This is a genomic window from Exiguobacterium sp. s28 (assembly GCF_018618135.1).
Taxonomy (GTDB): domain Bacteria; phylum Bacillota; class Bacilli; order Exiguobacteriales; family Exiguobacteriaceae; genus Exiguobacterium; species Exiguobacterium mexicanum_A.
In genome coordinates, this window is the sequence record NZ_JACSLL010000001.1 from 344,744 (window position 1) to 365,707 (window position 20,964).

At 53.4% G+C, this 20,964-nt stretch carries 24 protein-coding genes; 6 read left to right on the forward strand and 18 right to left on the reverse strand.

Annotated elements, in window-relative coordinates; all coding sequences use genetic code 11:
• Positions 1-63: 63 nt before the first annotated feature.
• Positions 64-300 carry a YuzB family protein gene (locus KNP78_RS01755; RefSeq protein ID WP_021065517.1) on the reverse strand — a complete coding sequence of 79 codons (237 nt, stop codon included), beginning with the start codon at positions 298-300 and terminating at the stop codon, positions 64-66.
• Positions 301-397: 97 nt separating this feature from the next.
• On the opposite strand from KNP78_RS01755, the gene KNP78_RS01760 reads away from it, so the two are divergent.
• From KNP78_RS01760 to KNP78_RS01765, 3 genes are all read left to right on the forward strand, one after another.
• On the forward strand, positions 398-1,453 hold the full coding sequence (locus tag KNP78_RS01760; RefSeq protein ID WP_034778394.1) for an NAD(P)/FAD-dependent oxidoreductase: 1,056 nt from the start codon (positions 398-400) through the stop codon (positions 1,451-1,453).
• Between the two features lie 237 nt (positions 1,454-1,690).
• Entirely contained in the window at positions 1,691-1,855 is a 165-nt protein-coding gene (locus tag KNP78_RS15670; protein WP_251128402.1) for a hypothetical protein, read from the forward strand.
• 84 nt (positions 1,856-1,939) lie between these two features.
• On the forward strand, positions 1,940-3,121 hold the full coding sequence (locus tag KNP78_RS01765) for a S8 family peptidase (protein WP_371819153.1): 1,182 nt from the start codon (positions 1,940-1,942) through the stop codon (positions 3,119-3,121).
• A gap of 38 nt (positions 3,122-3,159) precedes the next feature.
• Here the strand turns inward: KNP78_RS01765 and KNP78_RS01770 are convergent, their stop codons facing one another.
• The gene (locus KNP78_RS01770; RefSeq protein ID WP_138859124.1) at positions 3,160-3,453 is read right to left on the reverse strand and encodes a DUF1462 family protein; all 294 of its coding nucleotides are present in this window, start codon (positions 3,451-3,453) and stop codon (positions 3,160-3,162) included.
• A 96-nt stretch (positions 3,454-3,549) separates the two neighbouring features.
• On the opposite strand from KNP78_RS01770, the gene KNP78_RS01775 reads away from it, so the two are divergent.
• Positions 3,550-3,807, forward strand: a complete 258-nt coding sequence (locus KNP78_RS01775; RefSeq protein ID WP_232819607.1) for a NifU family protein — start codon at positions 3,550-3,552, stop codon at positions 3,805-3,807.
• Positions 3,808-3,839: 32 nt separating this feature from the next.
• On the opposite strand, the gene KNP78_RS01780 is transcribed toward KNP78_RS01775, so the two are convergent.
• Entirely contained in the window at positions 3,840-4,610 is a 771-nt protein-coding gene (locus KNP78_RS01780) for a TIGR01457 family HAD-type hydrolase (RefSeq protein ID WP_034778404.1), read from the reverse strand.
• Between the two features lie 4 nt (positions 4,611-4,614).
• Positions 4,615-5,058 (reverse strand): DUF86 domain-containing protein, encoded by a 444-nt coding sequence (locus tag KNP78_RS01785; protein WP_214797322.1) that lies wholly within the window; start codon positions 5,056-5,058, stop codon positions 4,615-4,617.
• Positions 5,059-5,216: 158 nt separating this feature from the next.
• Here KNP78_RS01785 and glpX point away from each other — a divergent pair, with 158 nt between their 5' ends.
• The gene (gene glpX, locus KNP78_RS01790) at positions 5,217-6,197 is read left to right on the forward strand and encodes a class II fructose-bisphosphatase (RefSeq protein ID WP_214753000.1); all 981 of its coding nucleotides are present in this window, start codon (positions 5,217-5,219) and stop codon (positions 6,195-6,197) included.
• A 35-nt stretch (positions 6,198-6,232) separates the two neighbouring features.
• Here the strand turns inward: glpX and KNP78_RS01795 are convergent, their stop codons facing one another.
• From KNP78_RS01795 to KNP78_RS01830, 8 genes are all read right to left on the reverse strand, one after another.
• A complete protein-coding gene (locus KNP78_RS01795) occupies positions 6,233-6,907 on the reverse strand; it encodes a DUF975 family protein (protein ID WP_034778418.1) in 675 nt (224 codons plus the stop codon).
• A gap of 104 nt (positions 6,908-7,011) precedes the next feature.
• Positions 7,012-7,317 (reverse strand): hypothetical protein, encoded by a 306-nt coding sequence (locus KNP78_RS01800; protein WP_034778423.1) that lies wholly within the window; start codon positions 7,315-7,317, stop codon positions 7,012-7,014.
• Positions 7,318-7,473: 156 nt separating this feature from the next.
• Positions 7,474-7,854: a YutD family protein gene (locus tag KNP78_RS01805; protein WP_021065508.1), complete on the reverse strand. Its 381-nt coding sequence runs from the start codon at positions 7,852-7,854 to the stop codon at positions 7,474-7,476.
• A gap of 48 nt (positions 7,855-7,902) precedes the next feature.
• Positions 7,903-9,243, reverse strand: coding sequence for a bifunctional metallophosphatase/5'-nucleotidase (locus tag KNP78_RS01810; RefSeq protein ID WP_251128403.1), 1,341 nt, complete (start codon positions 9,241-9,243; stop codon positions 7,903-7,905).
• Between the two features lie 14 nt (positions 9,244-9,257).
• Positions 9,258-10,103, reverse strand: a complete 846-nt coding sequence (locus KNP78_RS01815; protein WP_214823178.1) for a DUF72 domain-containing protein — start codon at positions 10,101-10,103, stop codon at positions 9,258-9,260.
• Positions 10,104-10,120: 17 nt separating this feature from the next.
• Positions 10,121-11,302 (reverse strand): MFS transporter, encoded by a 1,182-nt coding sequence (locus KNP78_RS01820; protein ID WP_214823179.1) that lies wholly within the window; start codon positions 11,300-11,302, stop codon positions 10,121-10,123.
• 114 nt (positions 11,303-11,416) lie between these two features.
• Positions 11,417-12,736, reverse strand: a complete 1,320-nt coding sequence (gene brnQ, locus KNP78_RS01825) for a branched-chain amino acid transport system II carrier protein (RefSeq protein ID WP_034778429.1) — start codon at positions 12,734-12,736, stop codon at positions 11,417-11,419.
• Between the two features lie 241 nt (positions 12,737-12,977).
• Positions 12,978-13,250 carry an acylphosphatase gene (locus KNP78_RS01830; protein WP_034778432.1) on the reverse strand — a complete coding sequence of 91 codons (273 nt, stop codon included), beginning with the start codon at positions 13,248-13,250 and terminating at the stop codon, positions 12,978-12,980.
• Positions 13,251-13,325: 75 nt separating this feature from the next.
• On the opposite strand from KNP78_RS01830, the gene KNP78_RS01835 reads away from it, so the two are divergent.
• Positions 13,326-14,726 carry an alanine/glycine:cation symporter family protein gene (locus tag KNP78_RS01835; protein WP_251128404.1) on the forward strand — a complete coding sequence of 467 codons (1,401 nt, stop codon included), beginning with the start codon at positions 13,326-13,328 and terminating at the stop codon, positions 14,724-14,726.
• A gap of 37 nt (positions 14,727-14,763) precedes the next feature.
• Here the strand turns inward: KNP78_RS01835 and KNP78_RS01840 are convergent, their stop codons facing one another.
• From KNP78_RS01840 to sufC, 6 genes are all read right to left on the reverse strand, one after another.
• Positions 14,764-15,729: an L-lactate dehydrogenase gene (locus KNP78_RS01840; protein WP_034778438.1), complete on the reverse strand. Its 966-nt coding sequence runs from the start codon at positions 15,727-15,729 to the stop codon at positions 14,764-14,766.
• Positions 15,730-15,835: 106 nt separating this feature from the next.
• Entirely contained in the window at positions 15,836-17,233 is a 1,398-nt protein-coding gene (sufB, locus tag KNP78_RS01845; RefSeq protein ID WP_214823180.1) for a Fe-S cluster assembly protein SufB, read from the reverse strand.
• Positions 17,234-17,252: 19 nt separating this feature from the next.
• A complete protein-coding gene (sufU, locus tag KNP78_RS01850) occupies positions 17,253-17,687 on the reverse strand; it encodes a Fe-S cluster assembly sulfur transfer protein SufU (RefSeq protein ID WP_034778441.1) in 435 nt (144 codons plus the stop codon).
• The gene (locus KNP78_RS01855) at positions 17,677-18,897 is read right to left on the reverse strand and encodes a cysteine desulfurase (protein ID WP_034778443.1); all 1,221 of its coding nucleotides are present in this window, start codon (positions 18,895-18,897) and stop codon (positions 17,677-17,679) included. The genes sufU and KNP78_RS01855 overlap by 11 nt, the downstream gene beginning before the upstream one ends.
• Before the next feature lies 1 nt (position 18,898).
• A complete protein-coding gene (sufD, locus tag KNP78_RS01860; RefSeq protein ID WP_034778444.1) occupies positions 18,899-20,167 on the reverse strand; it encodes a Fe-S cluster assembly protein SufD in 1,269 nt (422 codons plus the stop codon).
• 12 nt (positions 20,168-20,179) lie between these two features.
• A complete protein-coding gene (gene sufC / locus KNP78_RS01865; protein ID WP_152567746.1) occupies positions 20,180-20,941 on the reverse strand; it encodes a Fe-S cluster assembly ATPase SufC in 762 nt (253 codons plus the stop codon).
• Positions 20,942-20,964: the final 23 nt, after the last annotated feature.

Genomic DNA, 20,964 nt, shown 5'->3' on the forward strand with positions numbered 1-20,964 from the left:
TTTAAAAATGCAACGGGTCAAAACGGTCAAAATAAAAAAAGTTTGAAGGTCCTTCAAACTTTTTCACCATGCCATTTCTTCAATTTTTTCATATACATTCGTCACGAGTTGTTCCGGTGTATCCCCGGTCACGACCTCACCATCGACGAGACAAAACAAGTCAAGCGAACAGACGCCGCAGTAGCCCGTACAGCCATATTCGACGACGTCTAAGTCTGGATCGGACTCTAATTTGGCGCGGGCGATTTGTGAACCCATCGCTAAATTGGAGGCACAGAACTCAATGATCGGATTCATCATGTCATTCACCCTTCCCCTTTCCTTCAAAGCAGGAAAATGGTTCTTCTACGGCGTATTATAACATGATACAGTTGAAGTGTAACAAAGGGGGATTTTTATGCGCAAATTAGTCGTCTTGGGAGGCGGTTACGGGGGTATGCGTGTAATCGAACGTGTCCTCGGCCATCAGCTGAAGGACGTATCGATCACACTCATCGACCGTCTACCTTACCATGGATTAAAAACAGAGTATTATGCACTTGCGGCGGGGACCGTGTCGGATCGTGACATCCGCATCGATTTTCCAGAAGAGGTCGACTACATATACGGCCAAGTCACCGATATCGATACGGGGGACAAAATGGTCCTGCTCGCGAGCGGGGAAAAAGTGCCGTACGACGACCTCGTCATCGGCCTCGGTTGCGAGGACAAGTACCATAACGTACCCGGTGCCGCCGAGTTCACGTACAGCATCCAAACGTTAGAAGAATCACGAAAGACCCAACAAGCAATCAACGGCCTATCTCCGGGATCGGTCGTCTCGATCGTCGGTGCCGGCCTGTCCGGTGTCGAGCTCGCCAGCGAGCTGCGCGAGAGTCGTCCCGACTTGACGGTCCGTTTGTTCGACCGCGGCCCGTCCGTCCTATCGTTCCTATCAAACCGAGTCTCGATGTATGTCCAGTCTTGGTTCGAGGAACATGGTGTCGAAGTCATCAACAACTCGAACATCGTCCGGGTCGACGCCGATGGGTTATGGAACCATGAACAGCACTTCGCTTCTGATTTGACGGTGTGGACCGCCGGGATTCAACCGGTCGCCGTCGTCCGCAACCAAGGTTGGGAACTCGATGGGGGTGGACGTGTCAAATTGACACCACACCACTACGTCCCGGAACAGCCCGACATCTTCGTCGTCGGGGACAACGCCAGCCTGCCGTATGCACCTTCGGGTCAGCTCGCGGAAGCGCAGGCCGAACAGATCGTCCAAGTGCTACTCTGTAAATGGAAAGGTGTCGGGTATCCGGATTTGCCGGATATCAAACTCCGAGGCACGTTAGGATCGCTTGGGAAGAAGGCCGGATTCGGCGTCTTCATGGGCAAGCAATCGCTCACCGGAAAAGTCGCGCGATTGCTCAAGTCCGGAATTCTTTGGAAACATAAAGTCATTAAATAACATGCCTGGGTCGGCCATCTCGGTCGATCCTTTTTAGTGTAAAGCAATCCATTTGTCGTTCAGCCACCGTCGTGTTGAGCCAAAAGTCTTGTATCTGAATCCCCTGTATCCTTATCTAAATATTCAGATTATTGATTCGATTGACATATTCTACCCGTTGGCAAAACTTGTTACTCTAGGGTCACGGCCGAACGACTTCGTGTCACCTCGCCTACATAACTCGAAGGAGGAAACAAGTTGAAAAAAATCTGTAGCACCGTCCTCGCCTCATTGCTCGTCTTGTCAACCGTCCCGGAAGCCGCGGAAGCTGCTCCCAACAAATCGAAAGAACGCGTCATCGTCGTCTTCAAAGAGTCAGCGAAGAACATCCCGCTCTCAATCGAAGGCATGGAAGTTCGCTAACAGTACAAAAACATTCCAGCCGCAGCGCTTGAAGTACCGAAAGCCGCACTGAACGGACTGAAGAACAACCCGCACGTCGCCCACGTGGAAGTCGATCAAACGGTACAAATCGAGAACCAGACCCAGGACTGGGGCATCCCGAAGTTGAAAGCCCCATCGGCTTGGCAGAGCGGATACACCGGGAAAGGCGTGAAAGTATCGGTCGTCGATACGGGGATCTCGCCGCATCCTGATTTGACGATTTCGGGCGGTGCCTCATTCAGCACGGTCACGAGCTCGTACGCGGATGACAACGGTCACGGGACGCACGTCGCTGGTATCATCGGGGCCCGTAACAACAGCATTGGGACCGTCGGGATTGCCCACGAGGCGAGCATTTACGCCGTCAAGGCACTCGAGGCGAACGGTAGCGGTAGCCTATCGAGTATTATCGCCGGGATCGATTGGTCAATCACGAACGATATGGACGTCATCAACTTGAGTCTCGGGACGACGAGTCCATCCTCAACGCTCCAACAAGTCGTCGACCGTGCCAACAATGCTGGCATCCTCGTCGTCGCGGCAGCCGGTAACAACGGACGCACCGACGGATCGGGCGACCTCGTCAACTACCCGGCCCGATACAGCTCGGCCATCGCTGTCGCAGCGACGGACATCAACAACAATCGCGCCTCATTCTCGGCTACAGGCAGCACGGTCGAAGTCGCGGCACCAGGCGTGAGCATCAACTCGACACTCGCAACTGGCGGATACGGCCAAATGAGCGGGACATCGATGGCGACTCCGTACGTCGCTGGTAACCTCGCTCTCATGAAGCAAGCGTTCCCGACGTTGTCGAGCGCACAACTCCGCTCAAAACTGTCACAAGACTCGATCGACCTTGGCGCGGTTGGACGCGACGCCTGGTTCGGAAACGGACTCGTCCAAGCTCCAACGTCTGGTGGGACGTCACAACCTGTTCAAGCACTCGCGACGACAGTATCGACATCGAAGTCGACTTATTACGCGGGTGAGCAAGTATCGATCTCATCGACGGTGCGGGACGCGAACGGCCAACCGGTCGCAAACGCCGACGTCCGTGTGACGGTCACACAACCTTACGGCACGACGCTCACAGGGACAGGCAAGACAAGTTCGACAGGCGCCATCACGTTCACGCTCTCGACAAGTTCTTCATCACAGCGCGGCACGTACCAAGTGAAGGCTGATGCGACGCTCACTGGCTACACGGCTGGTTCGGCGACGTCATCGTTCCGCCTTCTGTAACGAACAAGAGTCGAACGACAATCGTCGCTCGACTCTTTTCATGCTGTCGTCTGCTCGATGGCCGAGTAGACTTTTCGTAACTGGACGACCCCTTCATCCACGACTTCCCCATTCAAGAGGACAAGCGGATAAAACCACTCGTCTTGCTTGATCGCCTCAGCGATGTCGTCGTCAGCCGTCTCGAAATCGATGTACTCGAACTCGAACGCCTGATCCGGATATTTCCGGGCAAGCGCACTTTGCAACCATTCATATGTCTCGATCGAGCTAGGTGCCCCGACGCAGCTCGCACACTGCACCTCAGCCCCATATACCGTGATTTTCATGTCCATTCCCCCTGTTCTCTCCTATTATACAAAATTCAAGAAGTGACATCGTCACAAAACGCTCAGCGTTAATGATTGAGAAACAATCTCAAACTTGCTAGAATGAAAGGGAACCAGAAAGGGGTAGATACCATGGAAATGTTTGATCAAGTCCAAGAAGTACTCGATAAATTACGCCCGTTCTTGCTTCGCGACGGCGGTGACGTCGAACTCGTAGACGTGGAAGAAGGCATCGTCAAACTTCGTTTGATGGGTGCATGCGGCAGCTGCCCATCTTCAACCATCACTTTGAAAGCCGGGATTGAGCGTGCGCTCATCGAAGAAGTACCTGGCATCGTTGAAGTCGAACAAGTATTCTAAACAAAAAGGGAGACGTGAGTCATCCCTTTTTTTCATGCATGCGTCCATTCATCTAAGCTTTCGACCATATAGGTCGGGAGCTTTTCTTGTTCTTGGATAAAGGCCGGACCGTGTACGCCCGAATTGACATGAAGCGTCCGGAGTCCACCGTTGATTCCGAACAAGATGTCGGTATGATAGTTATCGCCGACCATGACGACCTCTTCTTTTGTGAGACCGATCATCTCAAGGGCGATATCGACCATGACCGGTTCCGGTTTCCCGATGAAGAATGGATCTTTTTCTGTCGTCACAGCCAAGACGGATGTGAGCGCCCCGTTCCCAGGCAAAAAGCCACGTTCGGTCGGGATGGCGATATCGCCGTTCGTCGAGATGAAGCGGGCACCGGAACGAATCGCGAGTGCGCCTTTCGCCAACTTCTCGTAAGTGATATGGCGGTCGAGCCCGATGACGACATAGTCCGCCTTCGCCTCTTCCGTCACGTGGAAGCCGCGTTCTTCAAGCGCTAAACGCAAGCCGTCTTCCCCAATCATGTAAACCGTCGCGCCCGGCGTCATCTTCTCGATGTAACGGGCCGTCGCCATCGCGCTCGTCAATACGTGCTCCGGTGTGACATGTACACCCATCGAGACGAGCTTATCTGCCACTTGTTTCGGCGTCATCGACGCGTTGTTCGTGACGAACAAGTACGGGAAGCCCGTTGCTTCGAGTCGATTCACGAAATCGACCGCTGCTTGAATCGGGGCTGTCCCCGCATAAATCGTGCCGTCTAAGTCAAATAAGTATCCTTTAATCGGATCCATCCAATCACTCGCTTTCTGGTAGAAATGCTGATACAGGTCCAAGTTCCACTTCGATATAATGCCGGACCTGCTCTGGGAATGCCTCGAACGTCGCTCTATAGCGCTCGACCCAAGCGTCGAATCGGTCCGAGTCTGCCGTGACGAACTCCCGGACGTAATGAGCCCGCAGCGCCACGAGCGCTTTTGCGGCTACTGCCGTCTCGGCATCGAGCACGCGTTCATCGAGCAAAATATCGACGATGTCCTCATAACTGCCCGGGTCGCGCATGATGAAGCCATCAATCATCGAATTGCCGACATCAATCACGCCTTCCATCAAATGGACGGCCAACCGCTGTTTCGCCAGTTCGACCGTGAAGGCGTCCCCCTCTAGTTGATCAAGTCGACCGAGCATCGTCTCCATATGGGCCAACGTCTCGCTAATCTTTTCTCTGTTCACAAAATACATCGGAATCCCCCCTGCCTCCTATAGTAATCCTTTTTCTCGTTCGAGAAAAGAATCTCACCTATTTACATCATTTATCCGATTGTGATACACTAATCCACGGATTAACACAATAAATAGTATGACACATTAAATAGACATCACGTGGAGGGTACAACACTATGGAACGAGAATTAGCGCTAGAGATCGTACGAGCAACTGAGGCAGCAGCACTTGCTTCGTCAAAATGGATCGGTCGTGGTCAAAAGAACGAAGCAGACGACGCAGCCACGTCAGCAATGCGTGAAGTCCTCGGGACGGTCAATATGGACGCCACCGTCGTGATTGGTGAAGGCGAGCTCGATGAGGCACCGATGCTCTATATCGGTGAACGTCTCGGCACGACGTTTGGGCCGGAAGTCGACATCGCGGTCGACCCGCTCGAAGGGACGTCAATCGTCGCCAAAGGGCTCGGCGATGCCATGGTCGTCATCGCGGTCGCCGATAAGGGCGCCCTCCTCCACGCACCGGATATGTATATGGATAAACTCGTCGTCGGACCGAATTTGAAAGGGAAAGTCTCGCTCGACGAACCGCTCGAATCGATCATCGAGAAGGCAGCCCTCTATAACGGCAAGCGTATCGAAGAAGTCACGGTCATCATGCAAGACCGTGATCGCCATGAGCACTTGCGTCAAGCGGCGATGAACATGGGCGCTCGCGTCAAGCTGTTCGAAGACGGAGACGTCTCGGCGGGAATCGCGGCAGCCGTCAAATCAAATCCGATTGACATCTTTATCAGCACGGGCGGCGCCCCGGAAGGCGTCATCACGGCAGCGGCCGTCAAAGCGCTCGGTGGCGACATGCAGGCACGCCTTCACCCGATGAACGAAGAAGAGACGGCGCGCGTCATCTCGATGGGCATCGAAGACCCGCTCCAATTGCTCACAATCGACGACCTCGTCAAGAGCGATGACTGCATCTTTGCGGCGACAGGCGTCACGTCAGGCGAACTGCTCGACGGCGTCAAATTCTTGACGGACGATATCGTCGAAACGACGTCGCTCGTCATGCGCTCGAAAACGAAGACGATTCGTAAAGTCGTCGCCGAGCACACGTTGTCACTCAAGCCATACCTCCAAAAACAAGAAATCAACGCATAATAAAACCTCCGCTCTCGATGAGCGGAGGTTTTCGTTTAGAATCCTTGTTCGAAATCCGTTCCGGCATGGTTTGTCTGTGGTCGTTCCGCTTGACGAATCGAGTCGTAGAACGTCGCGTACGTCGTCGTGAAGTACGGGTAGACGTACAAGAAACCGATTCCGAGCGTGAACACCCCGACGAAGAACCAACCGATGAATGAGAGGACAAGTTTGAACGCGTCCATCTTATGCCCATCCATCATGCGGCGTGATTCTGTGATCGCCTCAAGGGCCGATAGTTCCGGTTGGTCCCGTAAAATGTAATACGTCAGTGAGTACGAGAACCCTTTGATGATTCCCGGGATCACGAGGAGCAACGTCCATAAGAAAATGAACAATCCCATGAAGAACGGGGCGAGCACGTGCTTGACGTAGCCCGTTTTAAATGGCTCGAACAACTTTGAGACGCCTGGCCGCTCGCCGCGTGAAACGGAAAGGACGAGCCACGCCCATCCAATTGTGAGCGGTGCAATCAACAAAGTGAGAAGAAGCGACAAGAACGTAAGTCCCGTGTCAGCCGCTGTCGGTATCGCCTCTGGGTCTACAGGGACAGGCGGCGCGAACGATTGTGGAATCCCGTTCAAGACGACGAATAAAATTAATAGCCCGGCCATCAGCCAACGCTTTCCGGTTAACATTTTTTGTGCATGTTGTTTTAACTGTGCAGTCATTTTTCATCATCCTTTTTGTGAGGTCTTTCCTAAGTGTACGTCATCGCCTCCAGAAAAGTTTCAAAAAACCACGAAAAAAGGGAAAAGGTTTTTTTCCCTCCCCCTCAATACATCACATTGCCCATGAAAAACTGTGACATCGATAAAATAAATAAGAGCACACCTGTGGCCACTGCCGCCAACGAAATGATTTTAAATAGACGGCTTCTCAGAAACGCCTGACGATATTCAAAGCGGCGGATCAGCAATACGTGGACAACCTCATAGAGAAGGACTGCGGCCGTGAAGTAAAACGTCATGATACTCCCTAACCCGAAGAACAACATCGCAAGTAAGCCCAGACCGAAGTTATGAATTCGGTTGTGGACGTCATCGCGGTCACCGACGGTCGCCGTTTGTACGTGTTGCATACTTCCACCTCACTTCCAAAACCCGAACAGAAACAATTGCTATAAATATAAGTTATCACAATTTTCCCACCCCTAAACCTGTCACACCGTCTTTTCACCTAAAAGAAACATTTGGAAAATAAATGTAACAAAAAAAGCGCTGATGTCATCAGCGCGTCATGTGCCGGTCGAAGGCTCAGCTTCTTCCGATTTATTGAATTTGCGTTTCAGTTTGAGCGGTTGTTTCGTGCCGCCGAAGACCGGACCGTCTTCCGCCTCATCGATTTCCGTCTCTTTCTTGAGCACGAAGAACGGGCACCCAAAGTTACAGTATTCATACACGTAATCCATCACATGGTCGATCCGGTTGTCATATGTCGCGAACTTGGATTTTGTCTCATAAAATCCTTTCAACCGAAGTTGTCCGTGACCCCAGTCCCCGACGATATAATCATACTTATCGAGCACGTCGCTATAGCGTGCGATGAATGCCTCCTCGTCAAAACCGTCCCGTTTTTCTTCGATGACGGTATAGCCGTGGCGATTCACTCTAATCATGTTTCACACCTCCACTCTCCTATCATATCATGCCGACCGGCCCCGCCCCTATCCTTTTCGGATGGCATTATGGCGTGTCACAATCGTTTCCCGCAACACATCACGGAGCAGTTCTGGCATGAAGTAACGCTTCGTCTGGTCGGCCAAGTAAGGAAGGAGCGGACCGAACGTGAACATGTCGACCGTGGCGACGCGATACGTCTCATCGAGCTCGACTTCCTGACCGTGGACGTAATAGCGACCATGCCTCAACTCGAGTCCGTGGACAATCGGGGCGCCAAGCACCGTTCCGCGAAACCCGAGGCCGCGGACATGCATCGTCGTGAACGTTTCTTCTTGGACATCGTTTAAAAAACGGATCAGCGTGGCTCCGTCCAGCGAGAGCAGACAAGGGTTGATCGGATGCGGACAGATGCGGTGAAGCATATTGAGCGTGACGTGCCCCGGCAATAACCCTTCCAATAGGACGCCTGCCGGGATCACGCTCACTTCAGCGTCACACCAGTCCGCCAGCCCGCCTGCCAACAGTTCACCGAGGGCAGATGGGCCGAACCAGTCGCTCGGATAACCCGGCGTGTCAGCGATGGTCACGTCGAGCAGCCGCTCGGCTTGGCTGTATTCTTCTTGTAAGGTCGAAACCGTCGCTTCATCTGTCTCTCGTTCCGTTAAGTCATGCAAACTGGCCCGCTTCTCGATGACTCGGTTCCCATCGAGGGTGAGTTCCACTTCCCCGACGTATTGCCCGTATTTGCCGGCCTGGGCGATCAAGACACCGTTCGTGACGACCCCATCATCGAGCACGTGATGGGTATGGGCCCCGAGGATGACATCGATTTCCGGAAATGCTTCGGCGAGCCGCTCATCTGCATAAAAACCGAGGTGGCTGAGGGCGATGACGATATCACAGTCTCGGAGTGTTTCAAGCGCACGTTTCGTCGCCTCATGTGGCGCTTCGATGGCCCAACCGAGTTCCGGATAAAGTTCTTCATACGGTGCCGTCACACCGAATAGCCCGATGCGGAGTCCGTCTCGTTCGACAACGAGCGTCTCCGTCGCCCAATCGGGTCTTGTGCCATCCGCATGATAGATGTTCGCGAGCAACACCGGAAACTCCGCTTCTTCGTATAGATGGGCGAGCCAGTCATGCGGGAACGTGATACCTTCGTTGTTCCCAATCGTGACCGCCGTCGGTTGGACGCGATTGAGCAGGCGGACGTTCACTTGTCCCCGCGTCACTTCCGTCGCCGGATGGGTCCGGTCGGCATGGTCGCCGAGATCGAAGACGAGCGTCTCTTCTGTCCGGTGCTCGTTCAAAAACGAGACGAGACGCGGCCAGTTATGAAATTTCGAATGTAAGTCATTATAATGATACATCGTGATCGTTCTCAAGACGATTCCCCTTCCTAGAACAGGCTGATTTGTCTCGGGGCGAGCTCATATTCGGCACCGAGGATCTCGATCAACCGTTTGGCGTTCGGTACCGCGTCTCCGGCCGAGTTGTTGTTGAAGTAGACGTACACCGACTTCGCCGCTGCGTCGACTTGTTTGAGCGCCGCCGCGATCTCTTGCAGTTCGTCTTCACTGTAACGATACAGACAACGTACATGACGCCACTCTTGGCTCGTCATTCCTGGTTTTCTAAGCCAGCCAGCCGTGTTACGGCCGTGTAAGCGCACGACAGCCACTTCCGGATTGGTCACGACCGGCACGAATGGGATGCTGCTCTCTTTCGTCTGCGGCTCATCACAGATCGTGTTGATGAACCGAAGTTCTGTCAAGAAAGCGAGCGTCCGCTCCCGGAACGCCTCGGAGAACCAAGTCGGGTTGCGGAACTCGATCGCGATGTCATAATCCTTCAACTCGTCGCGAATCGTCCGCAAATAATCGAGATGAGGCTTTGAGACGTCAAACCACGGCGGCAGCTGGACGAGCACGGCCCGGAGTTTTCCGGCCTGCTTCAACGGTTCGACCGAGGTCCGGTACCGTTCGAACAGTTCGGCGAGCGGTAATTTCGGTTCGCGGTCATGTCCGCTCATTTCCCTGGAAACTTTGACGACGAACTGGAACGTTTCCGGTGTCTCCTGGTTCCACTTCTCATAGTTCTTCACAGGTTGAATCGCATAAAACGAGGAATCGATCTCGACGGTCGGAAAATGCCCCGCGTAGGTCGACAGTTTATGTTTACGTTCTTCCGGGTTCGTATAGAGCAAATCGTGGTCGCCCCATCCCGTCACACCGACATAAATCATCATGTTCCCTCCTTACATCATTGTTCGAACGTTGCCGTCGCTTTCCGCTTCGACCAGTTCAACGTTCCGGCGAACGTCACGAGCAACAGGACGAGTCCCATCACGAACGGATAGCGCATATCGATATCAAACGCGATCCCGGCGAGCGTCGGGCCGACGATATTGCCGATGCTCATGTAGGCGTTGTTCATTCCCATCGCAAACCCTTGTTCCTTATCGGCCATCTTCGACACGAGCGTATTCAATACCGGTCGTAAAATCGACGTCGACAAGAAGATAATCAACGTGACGGCGAAGAAAATCGCGTAAGACCCGGCGAACAGCGAGAACAAGAAGCCGAGCGCGGCGAGCATGATGAAGATGAGCACGACTTTGATCTCACCGAGCAATGAAACGAGACGGTCGACGGCGAACAGCTGCACGATGACGCTGACGATGCCTGTCCCGGTGATCATGACCGCGATTTGTTGCGGTGTCGCGCTGAACGTCTCACTGACGAACAAGCCGAGGACAGATTCATACGCCATCAGACCGAACGCCATGACCAAGTTGATGACGAGCACGAAGAAATACGGCTTCCGTGTCGACGACACGAGTTGGCGCGGCAACGACTCGCTCTCGATCGTTTGAACGTATGGCTCTCGATCCGGTTCCTTCAATAGAATGATCGACGAGATGACGGCGACGAACGAGACGATCGCCGACAAGAGAAGCGGCGCCTTCAAACCAAACTCAGCGAAGAAACCACCGATCCCCGGTCCGATAACGATCCCGAGCGACATTGCCGCGGAAATATAACTGTTCCCTTTCGCCCGTTGCTTGAGCGTGGTGATGTCGGCCACGTAGGCGAAAATCGCCGGAATCAATAGCGCGGCCCCGACGCCGCCGATCGCCCGTGAAATCAAGAGGACGCTCAGGTTGTCAGATAAGTAAAAGACGCCCATCGAGACGGTAAAACCGATCAGACCTAAAATAATCATCAGACGGCGCCCGTAAACATCCGCCCATTTCCCGGCGATCGGCGACATGAGCAACTGGGCCCCTGCGAAGACTGAGATCATGAGACCGGCAGCAGTGCCGCCTTCTCCGATCATCTTCAAATAATCAGGAATGATCGGAATGATGATCCCGAATCCTGCTACAGCGATGAACATGTTCAACATGAGAATCGCCAATTGTTTCTTTTGTTTAGTCGTCAATGTATGTCACTTCCTTTTCATCCTTTCATTTTACTTGTTGATGAATGGAATGAGCAAACGATAAGACAGCAAAACACCCATCCTTGACCAGAGGATGGGTGTTCGTTCACTTGCTTATGAGATGCGTGATTGAGCGAGTGATTGATTGGAACGTTGTTTCGGTAAGAAAAGCGTGATCACATACACGATCAACGTTGGAACCGCCCAGGCGAGCCCGATCTCAGCCATCGGCAAGTTCGTGATCCATTCGGTTGCAGCAGACGGCGCCAAACCGTGTGTCGTCTCAAAGAGCGAGAGCACGAGGGCCGTATACACTGTCGCCTTCATGGCGACGTGAGGGTTGCGTTGAATCCGTTCCGTGATCGACACGAGAACGAGTGCGATCATGACCGGGTACAAGAGCGTGAGAAGCGGTACCGCGATTTGAATCAACGTACCGAGTCCGACGAGTGAGATGAGATAGCCGAACAACGTCGTCGCGATAACGACCTGATAATACTTGAGTGATTCGAACGTGTTGCTGATGAAGCGTGAGAACTCAGTGATGAGTCCGACTGCTGTCGTCAAACAAGCGAGGAAGACTGCTGCCCCAAGGGCGAGCATTCCGACTTGTCCGAATGAAGAACCGGCGAACGCTTGAAGCAAGCTTGCGCCATCTGTCGTCCCCGTTTGACCCGTCATATTCGCTCCGATCGATCCGAGCGAGATATAGACGAGCATCAAACATGTGACGGCAAGTAAGCCTGACGAGCGGAGAAGCGAAGACGCTTCTTTTTGGTCTGTCATACCGTTCGCTTTGAGCGTGACGAGCACGATGGCACCAAAGACGAGTGCGCCGAAGACGTCCATCGTCAAGTAACCTTGTTTGAAACCTTCCCCGAGCGCACCGATCCATGTCTCATATCCTTCTGCTGGTGCGACCGGCTTCCCGAGTGGAGCCACGAGGTTCGTGATTCCGATTGCCGCAAGCAAGAGCAAGAGGATTGGTGTGATGATGCGTCCGATGATTTCAATCAATTTTTGAGCGCGTAACGTCAAGAAGAACGTTAATCCGAAGAAGACAGTTGAACTGATTGCGAGCGTGAGCGTAGATGGCGCACCGAGGAACGGTACGACTCCCATCTCATACGTGACGGCTGCCGTCCGAGGAATCCCGAAGAACGGCCCGATTGCCACGTACATTAATCCCGTCAAGACGAGAGCAAGACGCTTCGGAATATACCGAGCGATTTGGTCAGACCCACCGCCGACCCGCGCGACTGCGAAGAGCGCGAGTAATGGTAGCCCGACGCCGGTAATGACGAAGCCGACTAGGGCTGGGACGAGGTTCTGTCCTGCCATCGCACCTAGCATCGGTGGGAACAGCAAGTTCCCGGCCCCGAAGAATAATGCGAAAATCGTGAACGCTAACGGGAATAATGTCGATTTTTTCATACAACTACCTCCACATACATGTAATACCTTCCATGTTACCCAATGAATCAAATGACTAAATTTTCTGACAATAAAGCGCTTGGTCTATTTCATTATACACACTTTCATTTTTTTGACCACCCTATCCTTAAAAATGATGTTTATTTTTTTGAAATGTGGATTTTTCATATGGAACCGTTCCCTCATTTTACAAATTATCGGCGAGTAAATGAGGAAGGATTGCTCTTTATGAGAGAAATGGTCAATAACGGATATCGAATTTCCGGAAGGATTCGATCGTCGCCTCTTCGGCTTCGATGCGTTCGACCCCGACAAAACGATTGCCGTCATATAAAGCACGTTTATAAGATTCGAGTCTCTCCGCGTCTCCTTCGATTTGAAGTTCGACCGTCCCGTCATTCAAGTTCCGAACCCAACCCGTGATGCCGTATTCAAGCGCTGTCGCTTGAGCGAAGTAGCGGAAACCGACCCCTTGGACACGACCCGATACGATGAGATGTTGTGCTTGTTTCATGCATGTATTCCTCCTTGTATGTGAAATAACAGGTTTAATGACGCTGTAGTTAGGAAATAATATTTAAGTAAAATAATGGATAGGAGTGGTGATGTGGAACAACTTGTGAATATGGTGACGACGTTTTCGGATTGGCTATGGGGAGTGCCAATCATCTCATTACTTGTCTTGTCTGGACTTTATTTGACGATTCGTTTAGGGTTCTTCCAATTCCGATACCCGCTATACATATTGCAACAAACGTTAGGCAGTGTCTTTAAAAAACCAAAAGGCGAAGGCGACATCAGTCCTCGCCAAGCACTCACGTCGGCCTTGTCGTCGACGATCGGTGCCGCCAATATCATCGGGGTACCGGCTGCCATCATGTTCGGTGGTCCCGGTGCCATCTTCTGGATGTGGGTCATCGCCGTCGTCGGGATGGCCATCAAGTTCTCGGAGAGCGTCCTCGCTGTCCGTTACCGCGAGAAAAACGAGGCCGGGGAATTTGTCGGCGGTCCCGTCTACTATATGGCCAAAGGCTTGAAGTTGAAATGGCTCGCTTCTTGGTTCGCCTTCGCCCTCATGATTGAACTCATCCCGAGTATCATGGTCCAAGGGAACGCCGTCAGTTCGGCCGTCCGCGAGACGTTCGACGGCAATACGCTCGTGACCGGACTCATCGTCGCGGGACTCGTCGCGCTCGTCGTCTTCGGCGGAGTGAAGCGGATCGCCAAAGTGACGGAGGTCATCGTCCCGGCGATGGCGCTCGTCTATGTAGGTGCCGGGTTCATCATCGTCTTGATGAACTTCTCGCAAATCCCGGAAGTACTCGGGCTCATCTTCTCGTACGCATTCCAACCGATGGCTGCCCTTGGCGGTTTCGCCGGTGCCGCGATTGCCGAGACGATTCGTTGGGGCTTCGCCCGCGGTCTGTATTCGAACGAAGCTGGACTCGGGACGGCACCGATCGCCCACGCGGCCGCCCAAACGGATCATCCGGTCCGTCAAGGCTTCTGGGCCGTGATCGGGATTGTCATCGATACGCTCATCATCTGTAGCACGACGGCGTTCGTCGTCTTGTCTTCCGGTGTATGGACAGAGGCCGGCGCCATGAACGACCCGGCCGCTCTGACGACGATCGCATTCCAACAGTACTTCGGTTACACGGGTAGCCTGCTCGTCACGATCTCGCTCATCTTCTTCGTCTTGTCGACGATCATCGTCATCATCTTTTACGGGTCGCGCCAAGCCGAGTACTTGTTCGGGTTGAAGGCCGGATTCTTGATGAAAGTCGTCTATATCGCCTCGATCGTCATCGGTGCGATCGGCGGCGCCCAAATGATTTGGAACTTCCTCGACTTCATGCTCGCGATGATCCTCATCCCGAACATGATCGCCGTCTTGATGTTGAGCGGTGAAGTGAAGCGCTTGACGACCGAGTTCTTCACGTCCGAGAAATATTATAAGAAAGACGTCGCCGAGAAGAAGGCTTCGTAACGACAAACCCGGCTGCAATCGCAGCCGGGCCTTTTTTTTATGAACTCGATTCAATCTTGTCGATCGCTTGACGAATCCGTCCGACCGAGGCGTCGAACTGTTGTTGTTCCTCGTCCGTCAGTTCGATCTCGACGATTTGGCGGATACCGGTCCGATCGATTAAGGCCGGTACGCCGATATGGAGCCCAGAGGCACCGTATTCTCCGTCGAGATGAGCACCGATCGTCACGACGGAGTTCTCGTTCCGGACGATGGCGCGGACGATCCGGAGGAGCCCGAGCCCAATCGCGTAGTACGCCGCGCTCTTATATTCGATAATTTGATTCGCCGCATCGCGGACCCCTTGATAGATGGCGTCCAAATCTTCTTGGCGGTACGATTCATTCTCCTCAAGTAACTGCTTCATCGACTTCCCGTAAATGCGGGCATTGTCCCAGGCGACGAATCCCCCGGCGCCATGCTCGCCCATGTAATAGACGTGGCAGTTCCGTGATGACAAGTCGAAGTACTCACCGACTTTATAACGAAGACGGGCCGTGTCAAGCACCGTACCTGAACCGATGACGCGGTGCTTTGGCAAACCTGACGCCTCAAAGGCGACGTGCGCCATGACGTTGACCGGGTTCGTGGCGACGACGATGATGCCATCGAACCCGCTCGCCATGATTTGTTTCGTGACGTCACGGACGACGACCGCGTTTTGTTCGGCCAGGTCCATCTGGGTCTGACCGAGCTTTTGAGCGGCACCGGCCGTGATGACGACGATATCGGCGTCACGGCAGTCCGAGTAGTCCCCTGCCCAAATGCGGACCGGGCTCGGCGCGAACGAGATGCCGTGGTTGAGGTCCATCGCCTCCCCTTCGGCCTTGGCGTGGTTCGAGTCGATCAAGACGAGCTCTTCACAGAGCGCCGCCATCGACAGTTGATAGGCGAAACTGATACCGACCCAGCCGGCGCCGACGACGGCGATGCGGGTGATGTCTTTTGGATCAATCGTTTCCATTCAATCATTCCTCCCTAAAAGCAGTCTCTCTCTTAGCATACCCGACTCGCCTTCGTTTCACGACAAAAAAAGCGAACTCCCTTGCGGTGAGTTCGCTAATTAAAGATTATCCGATCGATCCTTCCATCTCGAACTTGATGAGACGGTTCATTTCGACGGCATATTCCATTGGCAATTCTTTCGTGAACGGCTCGATGAAGCCCATGACGATCATTTCCGTCGCTTCTTCTTCCGAGATTCCACGGCTCATGAGGTAGAAGAGTTGCTCTTCTGACACTTTAGAGACTTTCGCTTCGTGCTCGAGTGAGACTTGGTCGTTCAAGATCTCGTTGTACGGGATCGTGTCCGACGTCGACTCGTTGTCCATGATGAGCGTGTCACATTCGATGTTCGAACGTGCGCCTTTCGCTTTACGGCCGAAGTGGACGATACCGCGATACGAGACTTTTCCGCCTTGTTTCGAAATCGACTTCGAGACGATTGACGAAGACGTGTTCGGTGCGAGGTGAATCATTTTCGCGCCGGCGTCTTGGTGCTGCCCTTTACCGCCGAGGGCGATTGAGAGCGTCATCCCGCGTGAGCCTTCACCTTTTAAGATGACGGCCGGGTATTTCATCGTGAGTTTCGAACCGATGTTACCATCGATCCACTCCATCGATCCACCCGCTTCACAGACAGCACGCTTCGTGACCAAGTTGTAGACGTTGTTCGCCCAGTTCTGGATCGTCGTGTAACGGCAGTATGCGTCTTTGTTGACGAAAATCTCAACGACCGCCGAGTGGAGTGAGTTCGTCGTGTAGACCGGTGCCGTACATCCTTCGACGTAATGGACAGATGCGCCCTCGTCGACGATGATGAGCGTCCGCTCGAACTGACCCATGTTCTCCGAGTTGATTCGGAAGTAAGCTTGGAGCGGTTGCTCGAGCTTCACGCCTTTTGGTACATAGATGAACGAACCACCTGACCAAACAGCCGAGTTGAGTGCCGCGAACTTGTTGTCTGTCGGCGGAATCAATTTTCCGAAGTACTCGCGGAAGATGGCTTCATCTTCTTTCAAAGCAGTGTCTGTATCTTTGAAAATGACACCTTTCGCTTCGAAGTCTTCTTGCATGCTGTGATAGACGACTTCAGACTCATACTGAGCCGAGACGCCTGCCAAGTATTTTTGCTCCGCTTCCGGGATTCCGAGCTTGTCAAACGTACGTTTGATTTCTTCAGGAACCTCGTCCCACGAGTGCTCTGTCTTTTCAGACGGTTTGACATAGTACGTGATCTCATCGAAATCGAGTGCCGTGAGATCGCCGCCCCATGTCGGCATCGGCATTTTGCGGAACTGTTCGAGTGATTTCAAACGGAACTCGAGCATCCATGCCGGTTCTTCTTTCATGCGCGAGATCGTCTCTACGATTTCGTTCGTCAAGCCGCGGCCTGAACGGAAAATCGAGATGTCTCGGTCATGGAAGCCATATTTATAATCGCCAATGTCAGGCATGTTTTTCGCCATATCGGTCTCCTCCTTCTACTTACGCTTCCTCGTCGACTCCCTTTTCAAGCGCTTTCCACGCGAGCGTGGCGCACTTGATGCGAGCCGGAAACTTTGAGACGCCAGACAACGCTTCGATGTCGCCTAGGTCGAACGTGTCTGTATCGTAGTCTTTCCCTTGGACCATCTCCGAGAAGATGTTGGCCAATTGGAGTGCCTCGTCAACAGACTTGCCCTTCACGATTTGAGTCATCATCGATGCCGAGGCGAGACTGATCGAACAGCCTTCCCCTTCAAACTTGGCATCTTTCACGATTCCATCCTCGACTTGGAGTTGGAGTCGGAGTGAATCCCCGCATGTCGGGTTGTTCAAGTCGATCGTCACGCCATCTTCGATGACGCCACGGTTTCTTGGGTTTTTATAATGATCCATGATGACCTGTCGGTACAACATGTCGAGATTGTTAAAACTCATAATTGAAATACTCCTTCGTTTGACGTAGCCCTTCGATGAAGCGGTCGACTTCTTCTTTCGTATTGTACAAGTAGAAGCTCGCTCGGGCTGTCGATGATTGCTTCAGGAGACGCATGAGCGGCTGGGCACAGTGGTGGCCGGCCCGGACCGCGATGCCTTGCATATCCAAGACGGTCGCTAAGTCGTGGGCGTGCACGTCACCTAAGTTGAACGTGACGAGTCCGACCCGTTCCTCTGGCCCGAAGATTTGGATACCTTCGATCGTCCGCATCTGTTCGATGGCGTACGTCGCAAGCGCCCGTTCGTGGGCTTCGACGTTCTCGAGACCGAGGTCTTCTAAAAAGTCGATGGCCGCTGCCAAACCGACGGCGCCGGCGATGATCGGCGTCCCTGCTTCGAACCGGTACGGGATGTCTTTCCATGTCGACTCATACAAGTCGACGTAATCGATCATCTCGCCACCGAATTCGACCGGCTCCATGTTTTTAAGCAACTGTTTCTTCCCGTATAAGACCCCAATCCCGGTCGGACCGAGCATCTTATGGCCTGAGAAGGCGAGGAAGTCGCAGTCGAGTGCTTGCACGTCAAGTTTACGGTGCGGTGCGCTCTGTGCCGCATCGACGACCATGACCGCGCCTTTCTCGTGGGCGAGCTTCGCCACGTCGGCAATCGGGTTGATCGTACCGAGCACGTTCGAGACGTGACTCATGGCGACGATTTTCGTCCGGTCCGACAAGACGGCACGGACCGCGTCGAGCGTGACTCGACCGTCCGGCGTCAATTCGACGTAACGGAGTTTGGCCCCTTTACGCTTGGCGAGCTGTTGCCACGGAATCAAGTTGGCGTGATGCTCCATCGGCGTGAGGACGATCTCGTCCCCCGCTTCGACGTTGGCATCCCCGTAGCTTGACGCGACGAGGTTAATCGCCGTCGTCGTCCCGCGTGTGAAGATGATCTCTTCCGGGACGGCGGCGTTGATGAATGAACGGACGCGCTCCCGCGCCCCTTCATACGCATCCGTCGCGTGCGTCCCGAGCGTATGGACGCCCCGGTGCACGTTCGAGTGGATGCGGCGATAGTAATCCTCGATCGCCTCGATGACAGCAAGCGGTTTTTGGGAGCTCGCCGCGCTGTCGAGATAGACGAGCGGATGACCGTTGATTTCCTGATCTAAAATCGGGAACTGTTTACGAATCGAGGCATCGATCATCTTAACGTACTTTCCCTTCGATGACTTCACGGAGACGGTCTTTGACCGACTCGATCGCGAGTTGCTCGACGACCGGGTTCAAGAATCCGTGAATGATCAACCGTTCGGCTTCTTTACGTGACAAACCGCGGCTCATCAAGTAGTAGAGCTGCACGTCGTCGACGCGTCCGACCGAAGCGGCGTGACCGGCCATGACGTCGTCCTCATCGATGAGGAGAATCGGGTTCGCGTCGCCACGTGCCTTTTCAGACAACATGAGGACACGTTCCGTTTGAACGCCGTTCGATTTCGAAGCGCCATGGTGAATCATCGATGTCCCGCTGAAGATGGCCGTGGCCGAGTCTTTTTGGACACCGTGAATCAAGATGAACCCTTCTGACGACTTCCCGAAATGGTCCGTCCGGATGTTGAAGTTTTGTTTCTGTGCGCCACGACCGACCGTGACGGCTTTCGTGTCTGAGAACGTGTTGTCCCCGACGAGGTGTGTCTTCGTCTCGACGAGCGAGTTGCCGTCATTCATGTGACCGAGCGCCCATTCGAGGCGTGCGTTCTCATAGACGACACCACGGCGGTTCATGAACGAGAGGGCCGACTCAGCAAGCTGGTCGACGCCACCGAAGACGACTTTCGCGTTCGCGGCTGCGAACACTTCTGTCACGGCGTTTACCGTGTGCGGCTCGTTCGTGTTCGAGAGGAAGCTCTCGACATACGTCACTTCACTGCCTTCGTCCGCGACGATGATCGTGTGGTGATAGAGCGCGCCGTTCGCTTGTTCCATCGTGAAGATGGCTTGGAGCGGGTCTTTCAACTGGACGTTCTTCGGTACGTATAGGAACGCACCACCGTTCATGAGGGCAGCGTTCAACGCAGACAAACGTTCTTCGTCCACGCGGACACCTTCCGTCATGAAGTACTTCTCGACGAGGTCCGGATGTTGTTCCATCGCTTCGTTGATGCCCATGAAGAGGACACCTTCTGGCGTCGCGAGTTCGTTGTAGACGACATGACCGTTGCGTTCAACGAGCACGTTTGTACGGTGGTCTCCAAGAAGTGCTTCGATTTCAGGCGTCAAGCCGTCGTGCTTCGTGAGCTCGACGTCTCCAGAGACGAAGTCCCATTTATCAATCTTGATCTTTTCAACTTTTGGCAAGGCGAGAGTCGGCGCAAGTTCTGCTGCTTCTTTGCGACGGTTGACCATAAATGCCGGTCCACCGAGCGCCTCTGCACGTGCCGCTACTGCTTGTGCATCCAATTCAAATTGTACGGTCATCGTACAGCCTCCTTACGCTTCTGTGTCTACTGTCATTCCAAGATCTTGCTTCACCCAGTCGTAACCTTCTGCTTCGAGTCGTTGTGCAAGCTCTTTGCCACCTGACATGACGATTTTACCGTCCATCATGATGTGAACAAAGTCTGGCTCGATGTAGTTGAGGAGACGTTGATAGTGCGTGATGATCAAGCAGCCGAACTCTTCGTTGCGCATTTCGTTGACGCCTTTGGCGACGACTTTGAGCGCATCGATGTCGAGACCTGAGTCAATTTCATCGAGGATGGCGATGTTCGGTTTAATCATCATCATTTGAAGAATCTCGTTACGTTTTTTCTCTCCGCCTGAGAAGCCTTCGTTCAAATAGCGGTGTGCCATTTCTGAAGGGATTTCGAGGACGTCCATTTTCGCATCGAGTTCACGGATGAACTTCATGAGTGAGATTTCTTGTCCTTCTTCGCGGCGTGAGTTGATTGCTGAACGCAAGAAATCGGCATTCGTGACACCACTGATTTCAGCAGGATACTGCATCGCGAGGAACATTCCGGCTTGCGCGCGCTCGTCAACTTCCATGTCGAGTACGTCTTCGCCGTTCAAATCGACGCTTCCGCCTGTTACTTCATACAATGGATGTCCCATAAGTGCCGATGCGAGTGTAGATTTACCCGTCCCGTTAGGACCCATGATGGCGTGAATTTCGCCACCTTTAATTTCAAGATTAAGACCTTTGACGATCTCTTTTCCTTCGATTGAGACGCGGAGGTCATCAATTTTCATGTGTGGTACGTTAGACATTCGGA

What these genes read in the sequence shown, in the direction of transcription:
- brnQ (WP_034778429.1), bottom strand. Translation starts at nt 12,736, where the DNA reads ATGAAAAAATCGACATTATTCCCGTTAGCGTTCACGATTTTCGCATTA.
- KNP78_RS01795 (WP_034778418.1), bottom strand. Translation starts at nt 6,907, where the DNA reads ATGACTGCACAGTTAAAACAACATGCACAAAAAATGTTAACCGGAAAG.
- sufU (WP_034778441.1), bottom strand. Translation starts at nt 17,687, where the DNA reads ATGAGTTTTAACAATCTCGACATGTTGTACCGACAGGTCATCATGGAT.
- glpX (WP_214753000.1), top strand. Translation starts at nt 5,217, where the DNA reads ATGGAACGAGAATTAGCGCTAGAGATCGTACGAGCAACTGAGGCAGCA.
- KNP78_RS01785 (WP_214797322.1), bottom strand. Translation starts at nt 5,058, where the DNA reads ATGTATTTTGTGAACAGAGAAAAGATTAGCGAGACGTTGGCCCATATG.
- KNP78_RS01780 (WP_034778404.1), bottom strand. Translation starts at nt 4,610, where the DNA reads ATGGATCCGATTAAAGGATACTTATTTGACTTAGACGGCACGATTTAT.
- KNP78_RS01775 (WP_232819607.1), top strand. Translation starts at nt 3,550, where the DNA reads ATGAAAGGGAACCAGAAAGGGGTAGATACCATGGAAATGTTTGATCAA.
- sufD (WP_034778444.1), bottom strand. Translation starts at nt 20,167, where the DNA reads ATGACCGTACAATTTGAATTGGATGCACAAGCAGTAGCGGCACGTGCA.
- KNP78_RS01760 (WP_034778394.1), top strand. Translation starts at nt 398, where the DNA reads ATGCGCAAATTAGTCGTCTTGGGAGGCGGTTACGGGGGTATGCGTGTA.
- KNP78_RS01805 (WP_021065508.1), bottom strand. Translation starts at nt 7,854, where the DNA reads ATGATTAGAGTGAATCGCCACGGCTATACCGTCATCGAAGAAAAACGG.
- KNP78_RS01800 (WP_034778423.1), bottom strand. Translation starts at nt 7,317, where the DNA reads ATGCAACACGTACAAACGGCGACCGTCGGTGACCGCGATGACGTCCAC.
- KNP78_RS01840 (WP_034778438.1), bottom strand. Translation starts at nt 15,729, where the DNA reads ATGGAAACGATTGATCCAAAAGACATCACCCGCATCGCCGTCGTCGGC.
- KNP78_RS01770 (WP_138859124.1), bottom strand. Translation starts at nt 3,453, where the DNA reads ATGGACATGAAAATCACGGTATATGGGGCTGAGGTGCAGTGTGCGAGC.
- sufC (WP_152567746.1), bottom strand. Translation starts at nt 20,941, where the DNA reads ATGAAAATTGATGACCTCCGCGTCTCAATCGAAGGAAAAGAGATCGTC.
- KNP78_RS01830 (WP_034778432.1), bottom strand. Translation starts at nt 13,250, where the DNA reads ATGAAACAAGCACAACATCTCATCGTATCGGGTCGTGTCCAAGGGGTC.
- sufB (WP_214823180.1), bottom strand. Translation starts at nt 17,233, where the DNA reads ATGGCGAAAAACATGCCTGACATTGGCGATTATAAATATGGCTTCCAT.
- KNP78_RS01815 (WP_214823178.1), bottom strand. Translation starts at nt 10,103, where the DNA reads ATGATTTATGTCGGTGTGACGGGATGGGGCGACCACGATTTGCTCTAT.
- KNP78_RS01855 (WP_034778443.1), bottom strand. Translation starts at nt 18,897, where the DNA reads ATGATCGATGCCTCGATTCGTAAACAGTTCCCGATTTTAGATCAGGAA.
- KNP78_RS01835 (WP_251128404.1), top strand. Translation starts at nt 13,326, where the DNA reads ATGGATAGGAGTGGTGATGTGGAACAACTTGTGAATATGGTGACGACG.
- KNP78_RS01755 (WP_021065517.1), bottom strand. Translation starts at nt 300, where the DNA reads ATGATGAATCCGATCATTGAGTTCTGTGCCTCCAATTTAGCGATGGGT.